This is a genomic window from Listeria sp. SHR_NRA_18, assembly GCF_003856515.1.
Lineage (GTDB): Bacteria > Bacillota > Bacilli > Lactobacillales > Listeriaceae > Listeria_A > Listeria_A newyorkensis.
In genome coordinates this window covers 34,137-48,278 of sequence record NZ_QPKR01000005.1, presented here as the reverse complement: position 1 = coordinate 48,278, position 14,142 = coordinate 34,137, and the positions used below count along the sequence as shown (strand labels likewise).

13 protein-coding genes are annotated in these 14,142 nt (G+C 41.7%); all 13 read right to left on the bottom strand.

Translation table 11 applies throughout. The annotated features are described in order from the left end of the window. Positions 1-52: 52 nt before the first annotated feature. The 13 genes from DUK53_RS08815 to DUK53_RS08755 all read right to left on the bottom strand — a co-directional run bounded on the left by DUK53_RS08815 (position 53) and on the right by DUK53_RS08755 (position 13,824). Complete coding sequence (locus tag DUK53_RS08815) at positions 53-1,177, bottom strand: aminotransferase class I/II-fold pyridoxal phosphate-dependent enzyme (RefSeq protein WP_036130407.1); 1,125 nt, start codon at positions 1,175-1,177, stop codon at positions 53-55. After that, a complete protein-coding gene (locus DUK53_RS08810; RefSeq protein WP_081964406.1) occupies positions 1,107-1,796 on the bottom strand; it encodes a sugar transferase in 690 nt (229 codons plus the stop codon). Before DUK53_RS08810 ends, DUK53_RS08815 begins: the two co-directional genes overlap by 71 nt. After that, positions 1,771-2,964: a glycosyltransferase family 4 protein gene (locus tag DUK53_RS08805; RefSeq protein ID WP_161564233.1), complete on the bottom strand. Its 1,194-nt coding sequence runs from the start codon at positions 2,962-2,964 to the stop codon at positions 1,771-1,773. The genes DUK53_RS08810 and DUK53_RS08805 overlap by 26 nt, the downstream gene beginning before the upstream one ends. A 1-nt stretch (position 2,965) precedes the next feature. Then, positions 2,966-4,096, bottom strand: coding sequence for a glycosyltransferase family 4 protein (locus DUK53_RS08800; protein WP_036130404.1), 1,131 nt, complete (start codon positions 4,094-4,096; stop codon positions 2,966-2,968). Then, positions 4,053-5,378: a hypothetical protein gene (locus DUK53_RS08795; protein WP_036130402.1), complete on the bottom strand. Its 1,326-nt coding sequence runs from the start codon at positions 5,376-5,378 to the stop codon at positions 4,053-4,055. Before DUK53_RS08795 ends, DUK53_RS08800 begins: the two co-directional genes overlap by 44 nt. Then, positions 5,359-6,642, bottom strand: a complete 1,284-nt coding sequence (locus DUK53_RS08790; RefSeq protein WP_036130399.1) for a lipopolysaccharide biosynthesis protein — start codon at positions 6,640-6,642, stop codon at positions 5,359-5,361. Before DUK53_RS08790 ends, DUK53_RS08795 begins: the two co-directional genes overlap by 20 nt. Positions 6,643-6,645: 3 nt before the next feature. Further along, positions 6,646-7,983, bottom strand: coding sequence for a nucleotide sugar dehydrogenase (locus DUK53_RS08785; RefSeq protein ID WP_036130396.1), 1,338 nt, complete (start codon positions 7,981-7,983; stop codon positions 6,646-6,648). Between the two features lie 2 nt (positions 7,984-7,985). Then, the gene (locus DUK53_RS08780; RefSeq protein WP_052164820.1) at positions 7,986-9,077 is read right to left on the bottom strand and encodes a UDP-N-acetylglucosamine 4,6-dehydratase family protein; all 1,092 of its coding nucleotides are present in this window, start codon (positions 9,075-9,077) and stop codon (positions 7,986-7,988) included. 22 nt (positions 9,078-9,099) lie between these two features. Continuing rightward, entirely contained in the window at positions 9,100-9,768 is a 669-nt protein-coding gene (locus tag DUK53_RS08775; protein ID WP_036130392.1) for a CpsD/CapB family tyrosine-protein kinase, read from the bottom strand. After that, positions 9,737-10,453, bottom strand: coding sequence for a YveK family protein (locus tag DUK53_RS08770; protein ID WP_052164819.1), 717 nt, complete (start codon positions 10,451-10,453; stop codon positions 9,737-9,739). Before DUK53_RS08770 ends, DUK53_RS08775 begins: the two co-directional genes overlap by 32 nt. After that, entirely contained in the window at positions 10,454-10,930 is a 477-nt protein-coding gene (locus tag DUK53_RS08765; RefSeq protein ID WP_036092810.1) for a DUF4352 domain-containing protein, read from the bottom strand. A gap of 88 nt (positions 10,931-11,018) precedes the next feature. Next, positions 11,019-13,178, bottom strand: coding sequence for a toxin Cry1Ac domain D-VI-related protein (locus DUK53_RS08760; protein WP_124892698.1), 2,160 nt, complete (start codon positions 13,176-13,178; stop codon positions 11,019-11,021). A gap of 133 nt (positions 13,179-13,311) precedes the next feature. Further along, a complete protein-coding gene (locus DUK53_RS08755; protein WP_036130387.1) occupies positions 13,312-13,824 on the bottom strand; it encodes a hypothetical protein in 513 nt (170 codons plus the stop codon). Between the last annotated feature and the right edge of the window lie 318 nt (positions 13,825-14,142).

Sequence of the window (14,142 nt, the reverse complement as noted above, 5' to 3'; positions counted from 1 at the left end):
CTTTCCTGGCATATAAGACTTCATCTGCATAGATGACGCCTCTTACACAAAATTATGCAATTATTTCCCTGAGCATTTCACAAATATAGTCAATTTGATTCGTTGTAAGCTGCGTGCCAGATGGCAAACATAGCCCTTTCTGAAATAACATATCTGCATTACTTCCCTCTATCTTTTCACTATAATATGCGGCATCTTGAAATAGCTCCTGCGTGTGCATCGGTTTCCATAGGAGTCTGCTTTCAATCCCTTTTTTCGCTAATTGTTCCATTACTTTTTCTGGTGCGATACCCTCTAATAAAACCGTCGATAGCCAGCGATTATTGAATGTCTCCTGCCATTCTGGTAAAAAAGTGAGCGTTGCGTTGTTTTCAAATGTAGCTTTATACGCCTCAAATATTTCCCGCTTCTTCGCAATCCGCTCGTCTAAAACTTCTAGTTGCGCGATGCCGATTCCCGCTAACACATTGCTGAGTCGATAATTGAAGCCGACTTCGCTATGAGAATAATACGGCGCATCTTCTTTTGCTTGAGCCGCAAGATAACGCGCTTTTTCGATTTGCTTGGCGTCATTGGATACGAGAGCTCCGCCGCCAGATGTTGTAATAATTTTATTGCCGTTGAAAGAATAGATGCCAAACGTGCCAATTGTTCCTAGTTTGCGCCCTTTATAAGTAGAGCCTAACGATTCCGCCGCATCTTCAATAACCGGGATGTCGTAACGATTCGCAAGTTCCATGATTTCGTCCATTTTGCAGCTTTGACCATAGAGATGTACAATGATGATCGCTTTTGGTAGTTTATTTTTAGCCGCTGCATCCTCCAGTGCTTTCGCGAGTGCGACTGGACTCATTCCCCACGTGTCGCTTTCAGAATCGATGAAAACTGGTGTCGCTCCAAGATAGAGCGCTGGATTAATGCTTGCGATGAATGTAAATGTGGAACAAAATACTGTATCACCGCGCTGTAGGTTCAAAAGTGTCAGCGCCAAATGAATCGCAGCTGTTCCAGAACTAGTAGCTAACACACCATTGGCACCAGTATACGTCGCTAAATTAGCTTCAAACTGATCCACATTTGGTCCAAGTGGCGCAATCCAATTCGTATCAAAAGCTTGCTGGATATATTTCTGTTCGTTCCCGCTCATGTGAGGGACGGCTAATGGAATCTGATTCATATATACTTTCCTCTCGTTTCGGAGTTACTCCGGTAAATTTGGTCATCGTTGCTTGGTTGTCTTGTGAAATACCATCTCGTTGTACTACTTTGTAAATCGTTAATACGGCTATTTTCATGTCTAGTAAGAGGGATTGATGATATACATACTCGCAATCAAAAGCGAATTTTTCTTCCCAGCTCAGGCTATTTCTTCCCTTCACCTGCGCCAAACCAGTGATTCCCGGCAACACAGTCAGTCGCACCTTCTGCTCCTCCGTATAAAGCGCGTTGTATTCTAAAAGCAGTGGCCGCGGCCCGATAAAACTCATCTCGCCTTTTAATATATTGAGAAGTTGCGGCAATTCATCGAGACTCAATTTACGAATCAAGTGACCGTACTTCGTTAAGCGCTCCGCATCAGGAAGCAACTGCCCATCCATATCATATTGCGTACGCATGGACTTCAATTTATAAATCGTAAAAGGCAGCCCATCCTTACCCGCACGTTGACTAATATAAAATGGTTTCTCGCGATATAAGGCGTAAAAAATACCGCCACACATCAAAATAATCGGACTTGCAAGAACGAGTAACAGCATCGCAAAACAAAAATCAATACAGCGTTTCACCAGGAACATTCCTCCTATTTGTAATAACACGCCAAACTCGATTGGCTATTTTGTCTACATCATAATTTTCAGCTAACTGCTTCGACGCTTGGTGCGCCTGCTCCCAACTTTGCTGATTTGCAGCTAGATGTTGTACATACGAACAATACGCGTCCACATCTGCATGCGCAAAGCCTTTCCCAGCACCGCTCTCTTCTAATGCTCGCTTCTGCCAACCTTGATAATTCAGCACAACTGGCAATCCACACGCCAGAAAATCGAAAAACTTATTCGCACTGTTATCCCATAAAATTCGCTCATTTTTGATGAGCATCGTTCCCATTTGGCACCGAGAAGCGATTTGCAACGTCTCTTTCTTTGGCTTCGCATCTAAAATACGAATATTAGTAAGCTGCCTCTTTTTAATCTCAGCTTGCATTTTTTGTTTCTCAGAACCTTCACCGATGAGTAGAAAATGAATCGAGTCATTGTGCCTCAGCTTCTCTGCACAAGCGATGACATAATGTACACCATTCACAAGCCCCATTGTGCCAGGGTGTACAACAACGAATTTACCTTTCATCCAATTCGCTAACAATACGTCTTTTAAAGGCATCTCCTTACTTTCTTTCACAAGTCTTTGATTTGCAAAATTCTCTGCGATGGTCACTTTGCTCACTGGAATATTTTTTTGTAACAAATTCTGCCTCATTCCTTCCGACAAAACAACGATATGCGTAGCACTTTTATAAATCTGAATCTCTAACCATTTCAGTAATCGAATCACAACTCTATTTCGGATGAACCCTAACGCAATTGGCACATCTGGCCATACATCCCGCACTTCAAAAATAAACGGTTTTCGCTTCCATTTACTTAAAATCAGACCCACCAACCCAACTGTCAGCGGCGTCGATGTGACATATATTTTATCGATGTTTTTTTCTCGTATGCCTATCAGGATGCTCTTTAGGAAAAAATGAATAAACGCTAATATCCGTCTTAGTTTCGACATTTTTTGATTGTATGCCGTATGCGTAGACTTCACAATAATACCTTCCTTTGTTACGTGCGAATCACCCTGACCACTTACCATGACGACCTCAGCCCCATTCTCTAAAAAACGCTTAGACAGCTCATAAGATCTAGTGGCACCTTGAGTCTCTTCATAGTGTTGATGAATATAAAGTAATTTCATGTCATATCCTTTCAAAAAGTAGTTCATAAGCATTCAACAATTTTTTTTCCTCGTGTTGCCAATTAAATCGCGAAACATGCTCATATCGACCGTTTTCCACATAATTCATGTACGTTTCTGATTGACTCAAAAGCTCCTCAATAGCCCCCACAATTTCAGCTATATCCTTGACATTAACCGGAGTCCCGCTTCCACTATCCTCCATTAACTTGCGCCACAGTGGGAAATCAGAAGCCACGTAAGGTAAGCCAAACGACATGTACTCAAAAAGCTTCGTCGGCAATGATTTCAAGTAATTCGGTTCTGGATGCAAAAGAGCAAGCCCAATATCCGACTTTTCGTAGTAGTGATTGAGCCTTTCTAAATCTAGCCGTCCTTTCAAATACACGACTTTTTCTAATCCATTCGCCTCCAAATAGCTTGCGGCCCATTCCTGCAACCTTTCTGGAACCTGCCCGATAATCAACAATTGAAAATCGTGGCCTCGTTGCTTCAACATGCTTGCAACTTCCAACATCTCTTTAAAACCACGAATTTCATGTATCGCCCCAGCATAGACCAATGTCATTACCTCAAATTTATCAGTGGCATCTACTTCTTCTTTCAAAAAGGGATAATTCAAAACGTCTTCTTTAGGTACTACGATGTCCAAGTAATTTGCTTTATAATATTTCTCCGCAAACAAAATCGTGTCTACCTGCGCCAATCGCTTTTTTTCATACCTCGCAATGCGTTTGATGCACCAATCAGGCACCGAAATCCCTTTTATCCGCTTACTCTTCAGCGCGGAAGGAAAATCCTCATGCATATCGAACACAATCTTAGCTCGCGTTACTTTTTTGATTCGGGGCACTAAAAACAACAACTCTGGATCATGTAAATGTACCGCGGCTGGCCGTTTCCGCTTTATTTCCCGCAAGAAATACCACCACGTCAGGAACCGTTTCGCTAAACTCCTTCTTGGCAAAAGCGTTACCGTCAAACGAGGATCCTTTGGCATAGTAGCATTCGTACCCTCTACTGCGTAATAATCGACTTGATAACCAGCACGAAGCAATGTCAGCACTTCTTTATGGTAAATTCGCGAATCATTCCAAGGATGAACGGAGCTTAAGACGATGATTTTTTTCATAAAGCGGATCGACCTTCCTTTCTGTTTTCAAAAAATAATTAATGATGAAAGCAATGACTATACCGTGAGTCAGTAAGCTGGTAATCAACGACGTATCGACCAGACTCCAAGCTGGCATCGCAATCAATGCCGCACTCACAATAAAGTTCCGATTCGCCGAAATACTATCGTACAGATACAAGATGCCAACAAGCAATACTGTAAAACCGATAATCCCTGCATATCCAAAATTCGCAAAACCGTCTGCCCAAAGATTCGCATTTGCTGCCAAACCAACACGCCCGAAATAATGCTCCCCAATCAAAAACGGTGGCAATTTATCGTACGGATACGTTAAAAATGGATCTAAAATACTGTGCGAAAGGTGTACTTGCGGATTGACCGAAAAGAAATCAAAATAATAACTAAGCAAAAGTCCTGGCGTAATCAACATCCGGCGAATAAACAACGAAGTATACTCTGAACTATTCGTCACTAAGTCTAGTGCCATCGTCAAAAATACTAATGCTGTGATTCCATACACAAAATACAAGACAAAATCACGGCCACTTTTTCGTAAGCAGAAGATAATCACAAGAATAAAAACACTCGATAACGCGACGCTCTTTTGCCCCGTGATAGAGAAGATGAAGAGTTGTCCCAATACCCCGATACAAATGAGTAACTTGTTCTTATTCACAAATCCAAGCGCCAGAAGTAACGCGTTGATAATTTTCGACTGCCAGTTCATTGCATATCCTGACAATCGGTTTACCTGATCCCGATACGCTTCCCGCAAGTCATACACATCATCGACTTGCGAAAAGTTGAAATGAATCCCAAACGTCTGAATGATGATGCCCCACAAAGAAAGGGAAAACAAAGCAATCACAAACAGCATGACATTCGTCTTCACTTTTGTATAATAAACAGGAATCAGCCTGAAATTTCCGGTCATGTAAATCAGCGCCATACAGAACAGCAGAACACATTTTAGCGCGATAATCGCATCAAAGTTGTTCATTCGCACATAATCCGGAACAATCATCGCCGGGACATACACCATCATATACAAAATCCAATACACGATTCGCGACGGTCGATAAGCATGCGTATTCGACCACAAAATCGGGATAAACACGAATACAATCGACACGAACTGCTCCATCGCGCTCGGATGAAGATTAATAAATCCAAAATAAGAAAAGGCTGGGGAGATAAAGTCGGTATACGCTAATTTCAAGCCATACACATAAAGCGATATACCGATAATCAGTACAATTTTATTCCATTTGATCTGCATATACCGTATCCTTTCGTTTTATCCCCCAATTGCCAAGTAAAAATAGGAACACATAACTCAACGTCATCGTGATGCTGAAAAATAAAACCGCGGCCGTCATGCCCAATTCCAACTGATAAATCAAGAAGAAACCGGCGAGTAATAACACAAACCGCGAACTATCCCAAACGAGCTGCCACCCTTGATTCCCCGTAATATATAAAATCTGCGACACCGGAAGTACAACCAGCTGCACAAAAAACATCGGCGTCAATAGTTGCGCATATACACCCGCCATTTCCCAACTCGGTCCAAACAACCAAGCAAAGAGCATCGGGGCCACTGCGGCAAACAATCCCATCGGCAATAGAAAAATCAGAAACAAGCGACTCGTTAGTTTCCAGTACACTTTTTGCAATGCATCTGGATTTTCTCGTAGTAATTCACTCGCCTTGCCGTAAAACACTTGCCCAACCGCCGTCGTAATCATCGCGATCGGAATCCCAACCATCCGCTGCGTTAACGAAAACTGCCCGCTCGCCGCAACACCGAAGAAAACAACAAACAATAAGGTCGGTAACTGTATCGCCACATTGTTCAACACGAGGGATGGCATGCCTAACAGCGGGAACTTGCGGTATTTCTTGACCAATAATCGCCACTTCCCGCGTTGCCACGAGACCCCTTCCTGCCTCACAAATCGAACCAATAAATTCATCGAGCCCGCGATCCGACCCAGCACATCACCCGTAACAAGTCCGACACCCGTCTTCGTTATCACGCCCGCCAAGCCAATTTGCGCCACTCCATTCACACCACTTTGCGATATTTTGGCGAATGAAATCGGTCCATATCGGTCCTGTCGAATCGCCCAATACGTCAAAATCTGCTGGATACTTGCGGCAAAAACACCAATCCCGAATAAAATCGGCACAACATACGCAACCGGTACGCCCATCAAGCTAAACACCGACCATCCTGTTGCCACATACAGCATCAAGCCACTTAAAAACCAGACAAGCGAAATCCCGATACACAGCCACACAATATGGCGAACATGATCCCGATCTTCCTCCATCGGAATCGCCTTCTCATACGCAAACGCCGAAATCACCAAGAATATCCCTAGCAAACTCGTATACGTTCCGAATATCCCGAAATCCGCCGGCGTAAAAATCCGTGTCAAAATGGGCGATAACCCGACTAAAATAAGTTGCGCCACGACATTTCCAGAAAACACTTTCGTCAAATTCTTCAAAAAGGAAGATTGAAAAGCTTTCTTCATTCCCTATTGCATCATCGCAGTACGCTCTGGCAACCCAGAACCGATACGAAAGACTTTCTCGCTATTTTCCCCTTGAAACATATTTCGCGTATCCACAATGAGATTGGCATTCGTGATAATTTCTTCGGTATTGAAAACACTGTGATTAGTCAAAATAACAACCGCATCATACTCGCCATAACGTGCTTCCTCTTCGCTATAAACCGGCGTTCCTTCTTCATTTCGGAAAGAGCTCACATGTGGATCATAGTACGCAACATCCGCCCCATTTTTATGCAACAACTCGTATACTTCTAGCGCCGGCGATTCCCGAACATCATCAATATCCGGCTTATACGCCATCCCTAACACCAACACCTTCGAACCACGCATCGATTTATAAGCCGAGTTCAACGCCTGACTCACTTTATGAATCACTTGTTCTGGCATTTTTTTGTTCGTCTCTTGCGCCAGTTCAATAAACCGACTGAAAAAGTTGGCTCCTTTTGCCTTCCAGGAAAGATACATCGGATCAAGCGGAATACAATGTCCACCTATGCCTGGTCCTGGTGTAAACTTCATAAAGCCAAACGGTTTCGTTGCCGCGGCGTCCACGACTTCCCAAATATTCATGTCCAACGCTTCACATAACATCGCCATCTCATTAATAAACGCGATGTTAATACTGCGAAACGTATTTTCGAGTAACTTGGTCATTTCCGCGACCTTCGTCGAACTCACGAGATACACATGATCAATCACTTTCGAATACAGCGCCTCACCTAGCTGACAACAATTTGGCGTCGTCCCACCGAGCACTTTCGGCGTGTTTTTCGTTTGGAATGTTTTGTTCCCTGGATCGACGCGTTCTGGCGAGAAGCAAAGGAAAAAGTCTTCTCCAACGCGATAACCTAGCGCTTCGATTTCTGTTTGGATGAGTTCTTCTGTCGTGCCTGGATACGTCGTGCTTTCCAGCGTAATCAGCATCCCCGGTTTCATGTAACGCTTAATTTCTGCTACGGCCGCCATGATGTAAGACATGTCCGGTTCTTGCGATTTCGTGAGCGGTGTCGGAACACAGATACAAACCGCGTCTACCTCTCCTAACTTCGAAAAATCGGTTGTTGGTGTGAAATGACCATTTTGCACGACGGTTGCTAGTTTTTGATTCGTGATGTCAATGATGTATGAATCGCTGTGTGCGAGTTGGTTGACCTTACCCGCATGGATATCAAAACCGATGACATGATATCCAGCTTCAGCGAATTCAATCGCCAAAGGTAATCCGACGTAACCGAGTCCAATGATACCGACCGTGGCGTTTTTCCTATTTATTTTCTCTTGCATCATTTCGTAATACATAATTAGACCTCCATTGGGATGTGAGCTTTATGTCGATTGGCTATTTTTAAAAGTGCTATAGTTAAGGCTTCTTTAGCTAAATTTTCATAATTCAGGAGTAGATCATCAATCAAATATTCTGCTGTGATAACGGCTTTACCGATGAACATCTCTTCGGTTTCTTCCATTTGTACACGTTCCTCCATCTCGAGCAAGCCTTCATGAAGCTTTTCACCATCTCGGATACCCGTATATTGAATCGCTATATTTTGCTTGTCAGACATCGTGATTAATCGCTCGGCAATATCTTTTATTTTCACCGCATCACCCATGTTGAGGACAAAAATATCGCCACCGTTCGTCATCGTTCCCGCCTTCACGACCAAACTCGCCGCTTCTTCAATCGTCATAAAGTAACGCGTCATTTCAGGGTCGGTTAATGTGAGCGGTCCGCCTTTTTCAATTTGTTTCAGGAAAAGCGGGACGACACTGCCGCGACTTGCGAGTACATTGCCGAATCGTACGGTTGTATAATTTGTGACATATTTATTGTTTAAATGCGCGACAATCATTTCTGCAATACGCTTGCTTGCCCCCATGACATTTTGTGGTTCCACCGCTTTATCCGTCGAAACAAGGACGAAGGTTTCAACGCCAACTTCACCGGCCGCCTCAGCAACATTTTTTGTCCCGATAATATTGTTCGCAACGGCGGAATGTGGATTGTTTTGCATGAGTGGTACGTGTTTGTGAGCGGCTGCGTGGAACACAAAATCAGGTTGGACTTTTTCCATCAATCGGCGAATTCCTTTTTTGTCTTGGATTTCTTGGATTGCAGCTGTGATCTTGATTGTTTGATTCGTCCAGTTCATCAGTTCATGTTGAATCAGATAGATGCTATTCTCGCCATGACCGACTAAAATGATTTCAGCTGGTTGTAACGCATAGACCTGACGACAAATTTCTGAACCAATAGAACCCCCAGCTCCCGTGATAAGCACTTTTTTCTGATATATTTTTGGTTGGATATCTTCGGAAAGTGTTGTTTTTATGGTGCGTTGTAATAGTGCTTCCGCAAAAACATCACTCTGCGGTACGTTCGTTTGTTTCTTCAATTGAAAGGTCTCCTTTGCCAACTTATTTATTGTAATAGTAATATTTGCTACTTTTATCTTGTTTCGTTTTGTTTAAGATGATGCCTAAAATCGGGGTGTGGGTGCTTTTTAAGGTGGTCAATGCTTTTTGGAATTTTTGTTTCGGTGTTTTATTTTCTTCGGCAACCATGATGATGCCGTCGATTTCTTGAGCGATAATCGTTGTATCCGCGACGATGACTGGCGGTGCATCTACTAAAATGAAGTCATACTGTTTTTTGACGGTTTCGAGTAATGCAGGTAAAGCCGCTTTAGATAGTAATTCAGAAGGGTTATTTGGACTCTGACCAGCCGGAATGATATCGACATTAACTAGCACTGTGTTTTGGATAACGGCTTCGAGATCAACCGTTTCTTCTAAAATATCCGTTAGTCCGACTGAATTATCAGCGCCTAAAATGTAGTGTTGCGATGGTAAACGTAAATCAGCATCAATAATTAATACATGGAGATCTTGACGTCCCATCACGTCTGCCAGATTCGCGATGATGGTGGACTTGCCTTCTTGTGGTTTTGTCGACGTAATCATGATTGTTTTTAGGGATCTTTTTTTACTGATAAATTCAATATTGGTTCGAATCATCCGGAATTGTTCGGCGATTTTCGAGCCTTTTTGGTGCTTAATTAGTAGTTTTGAGCGCTCTTTTTGCACGTTTCTTCACCTTCTTCTTCCGTTCGTTTTGAATGGAGCCCATAATTGGAATGTCTGTTATGGCTTCGATGTCCTTTTCAGATTTGATGGTGGTATTGAGCAGTTGAAGCAAGAACGATAATAAAATTCCCAATACGAACCCGACAAAGGCACCTATTGCTGCAGCAGATTTCTTGTTTGGCGCGATTGGCGTCTTATTGTCCTCGGCTTTGGCGTCTGAAAGGATGGTGACATTTTGTTGATCCACGATGTGCTTGATGTCTTTTTGGAATACGGTCGTCACTTCATTCGCGATAAGGGCGGCGTCTTCCGGATTATCATCGGTTACTTGGATGCTAATGACTTGCGAGCTGTTTACATTTTCAACAGCGATTTGTTGTTTGAGTTGCTTGACTGATTGAGGTAAATCTAAATTATCTTTCACCTGATCTAAAATGCGATTGCTCGTTAAGATAACGGAATAGGTGTTCACGAACTGCTGATTCGATTGCACATCGGAGGCAGTCACTTGTTCTTCTTTTTGTTGATTGACGAGGACATCTGTAGATACTTGGTACGTCGGTGTAATAAAGTAAGAGGTATAGAGGGTCATCGCTATCATACCTGCCATGCAAGCCGCGACAACGATGTACCAATATTTTTTAAAGAAGTGGCCGATATGTTTGATATCGAGTGTTTTTTCCATTTAACTCGCATCCTTGATCGTTTTTATCGTCCATGTTGCTTTTGATTTTGTTTCGGGGTTTTCATAGGTAACGGTGAGTGGTGCCTCGCCTTTTAGGACAAAGAATGCGTCACCTTCTGCTTTTTCACCTGGCGCTAATGTTTTGCCTAAGCTTGTTGATGGGTATATGTCGAGTGTTTTTCCTTCGCTGTTTTTGACAGTCAGCAGCATAGCGTCTAGCGGTTGTGGATCAGGGCTGTTATTTTTGCCTTTGAAGTGAATTTTGATGATGGTGTCGTCTGTTTTATTAGCTTTGTCGAGTTTCGTTGCTTCTGTCATGTCGATTGCGACGCCGTCCACTTTTTTCGTCATGTCTGGTTTTTCAGCTACGGTTTCGGACTTGGGTGTGTTATCTTTCGTGTCGGTTGCTGTATTGCCGCAAGCGCCTAATGTGAAGGACATCGCGGCAAGCATGGCAATAATCGTTGCTTTTTTCATTCGTTTTGTAACCTCCATGTAAGTATCGTATTTCTTAAAAAGGGAAACTCTTGACTGGCTCGCGCCAGTCAAGAGTTCGAGCATGCAATTATTTAGCGACAACTGTTACGGTTGTGCCTGTGTCTCCTGGAATTTGTGCGCCAAGATCGACAGTGATTTTATCGCCAGCTTTCAATTTACGTGATACGCCTGTTTCATCTTTGAAGAAGCGGCTGTAAATTTTAAATTTGCCATTCGGACCAATCCCACCGGCAGTAACTGCCTCAATATCTTCTTGTGGTGTTACAGTACGCTGTGCAACGCCATTGATAGATAGACGCAATACTTGTGTTCCTGTTGGTACTAAACCAGTGATATAGTCTGACTCTGCTTGCACTGTATCAACAATTGGTTTCACCGCATTATTTACCACTACAGTAGTAGATAGGTTTGCTGGTGTTCTAATACCATAATCGACTGTGATAATGTCTCCTTTTTGTAAACGCAGGTTGGATACAGTACCATCTGAAACAAAACGACTATAGAACGAGAAGTTACCGTTAGCATCAGGAGTGACTAAACGTTGTGGTACACCGTTTACTAGTAGGCGCACGGACACTGTACCTGCTGGCACTTTACCTGTAATCGCTTGTTGGAAAGGACCTACGCTATCTATGATTGGTGCTGCTGCAGGAATATAGTTTCCAACTTTCACAGTGACAGAAGGCCCCGTTTTTTCTGGGTTCTGTTGTGCGACAGTAATGAGTGTATCTGCTTTCTGTACTGGAATGTTGACAGAAAAATCACCATTTATGCCAACTACACCTGTATACGTTTCTGATCCAATTTTAACTACTACTTGATATCCTGGTGTCCCTTTACCTTTGACTTCTGTATCTTTGTTAGTTACAGCGCTAACTGTTGGCGCAACTACAATTGCATTCCTAGTATCTAGTTTTTCTTGAGCGTTATTAATATCCTTTTGTAGCTCTGCCTTTGTGCTTGGATCTTTTATTGCATCTACTAATTTTTGTGCTTCATCAATTGCCTTTTGATTTGTTGTGTCTTTGATGTTGTTTGCTGGATTATTACCAACGAACAAGTCTTTCACTGCCGCTGTTGCCGCTTCTTTCGCTTCTGCGTCTTTCTTCGCATTTAAATCGTTCTGTGCTTTATCTAGCTGTGTTTGCAATTCTGCCTTTTTCGATGGATCAGTTACAGCATTGACTTTTGCTTGGGCATCATCAATGTCAGCTTGTGTTACAGTATCTTTAATGTTATTCGCTGGGTTGTTATTTATGAATAGCTCATCGATTGCTGTTTGTGCAGCTTCTTCTTTCTCCGCTGCTTCATTTTTAGCATCCAGCTCTGCTTGCGCTTTATCTAATTGTTCTTGTAATTCTGCTTTTTTCGTCTCGTCTTGGATTTCATCAATTTTCGCTTGTGCATTGTCGATATCAGCTTGCGTTACAGTATCTTTCACATTATTTTCTGGGTTGTTATCTACAAATAGCTCATCAATCGCTTTTTGTGCAGCTTCTTCTTTTTCTTTTTCTGCTTTGAATTCTTCATACTTATCAGCAGGTATTAATTGAACATCTGCAAAACTATACTGCAAGTTTCCTGCACCACCATTACTCCCACTAATTCTAACGGTGTCTGTATTACTAGTGAAAGTGAGTTTCACAGTATGTTCTATAAAATCTGTGGATGTAGACGGTTCAGAAGTATATGAAGTCCACCACCAATCATCACTTTTCTGGACCTCTATCTGACCGGTGCTTCCGTTAGTGGATTCCAATCGACTCTTAAATGCAAGAACATACTCCTTGTTAGGAATGAGATTTGTAAGTTCTTGTTTTATAGCGATATATTTTGCTGATTGGCCATTAGGTGCCATGTCCCTTATGGTAATACCTTTATTCCCATCTTCATTAAGCTCTCTGTATCCTTTAACAATGTCGTAACTTTTTTCGGTTACATTCCAGCCGTCTTCAAATTTTGTTGCAGTCAAACTATTCGCTTCGGCTGCTTGACTTCTATTACCAGCACTAATTTTCCAACTCGGAACCTCATATCCACTCAGTCTAAAGGTGCTGTTCTTAATAACATTGTAGTCTGTTGATACGACTGTACTCGCTGTTGTATCGACCTCATTTGTATTTTCAACTGCAGCTAACACGCTCACTGGTGCACTTACAGATGAAAGTAGTAGTGCTGCAATCGCAGTTGATGATACCACTTTTTTTCCTAATTCTTTTCTTAACATAATAGTCTCCTTCTTTATAACTTTTTTATTTGTATTTCTAAACAAAATACGGTCCTCCTTCTATCAAGGTGAAAGTTTTTTGATAATGGGAAACTCATAACCCAAGCTTCTTGGTCACCACGACTTTTATTTATTACATCGCTTTTTTTACGGTGTTTAAAGAGCAATTACAAAATCTAGCAACTTGGCGGATTCCTATATCATAAACATCTAACTCATTCGTCGCATAAACATTGATGCGTTCCAACAAAAATTTCACTCTATCGCGTGATGAAAAAGATACCATCGATTTTAGGAAGTGGATTCGCTTGTAGTACTGATTTACTAAGACAAGATAAAAATTGGATAGTAATTCTTCTTTTTCTAAAAGTGATACAAGCTCCGTCACATTAAACTCTTGAATTTCTCCTGTTTCAATAGCCACTAATTCTGTGTCTTGGTTGTAGATATAATCACCTTTTTTCAGGATAATCGACTGTCTTTCACAGATAAATAATCCGCTTTTTATGATCGCTACTTTATTTTTATCTGTATAGTATACTTTAGTGATTATTTTTTTACTTTTTTTTGATAATTTATCATCTAAATACTTTTCAAAGAAATCGTCTCTTAATATATTTTCATGAAATTCGAAAAAATTCATCATTCACGTGGCATATTAAATGTATGACTTGTAATATGCACTCTCCTTTCTTGATATTTTTCCGTGGGGTGTCACATATTGTATACTCGTCAATCTAGCCTTATTACACTCGCTACAATAATTATATCCAATAAAAAAGTGAACAAATATCATTAATTGTTGTCAATCTGATACATATATGCAAATCTGTTTTTTTACGTTCTTTTTTTCGTAATATTTCGATCTAATCTTTAGCGAAAAACCAACGTCTATCTGCATCTGATGCTCTTTCATAATATACTATTATTATAAGATTTTTTCTCACATCGTGCGTGCCCTTGA

Bases quoted from the DNA above. Each gene is read 5' to 3' on its own strand.
- DUK53_RS08815 (WP_036130407.1), bottom strand. From the start codon at position 1,177: ATGAATCAGATTCCATTAGCCGTCCCTCACATGAGCGGGAACGAACAG.
- DUK53_RS08810 (WP_081964406.1), bottom strand. From the start codon at position 1,796: ATGTTCCTGGTGAAACGCTGTATTGATTTTTGTTTTGCGATGCTGTTA.
- DUK53_RS08805 (WP_161564233.1), bottom strand. From the start codon at position 2,964: ATGAAATTACTTTATATTCATCAACACTATGAAGAGACTCAAGGTGCC.
- DUK53_RS08800 (WP_036130404.1), bottom strand. From the start codon at position 4,096: ATGAAAAAAATCATCGTCTTAAGCTCCGTTCATCCTTGGAATGATTCG.
- DUK53_RS08795 (WP_036130402.1), bottom strand. From the start codon at position 5,378: ATGCAGATCAAATGGAATAAAATTGTACTGATTATCGGTATATCGCTT.
- DUK53_RS08790 (WP_036130399.1), bottom strand. From the start codon at position 6,642: ATGAAGAAAGCTTTTCAATCTTCCTTTTTGAAGAATTTGACGAAAGTG.
- DUK53_RS08785 (WP_036130396.1), bottom strand. From the start codon at position 7,983: ATGTATTACGAAATGATGCAAGAGAAAATAAATAGGAAAAACGCCACG.
- DUK53_RS08770 (WP_052164819.1), bottom strand. From the start codon at position 10,453: ATGGAAAAAACACTCGATATCAAACATATCGGCCACTTCTTTAAAAAA.
- DUK53_RS08765 (WP_036092810.1), bottom strand. From the start codon at position 10,930: ATGAAAAAAGCAACGATTATTGCCATGCTTGCCGCGATGTCCTTCACA.
- DUK53_RS08760 (WP_124892698.1), bottom strand. From the start codon at position 13,178: ATGTTAAGAAAAGAATTAGGAAAAAAAGTGGTATCATCAACTGCGATT.
- DUK53_RS08755 (WP_036130387.1), bottom strand. From the start codon at position 13,824: ATGATGAATTTTTTCGAATTTCATGAAAATATATTAAGAGACGATTTC.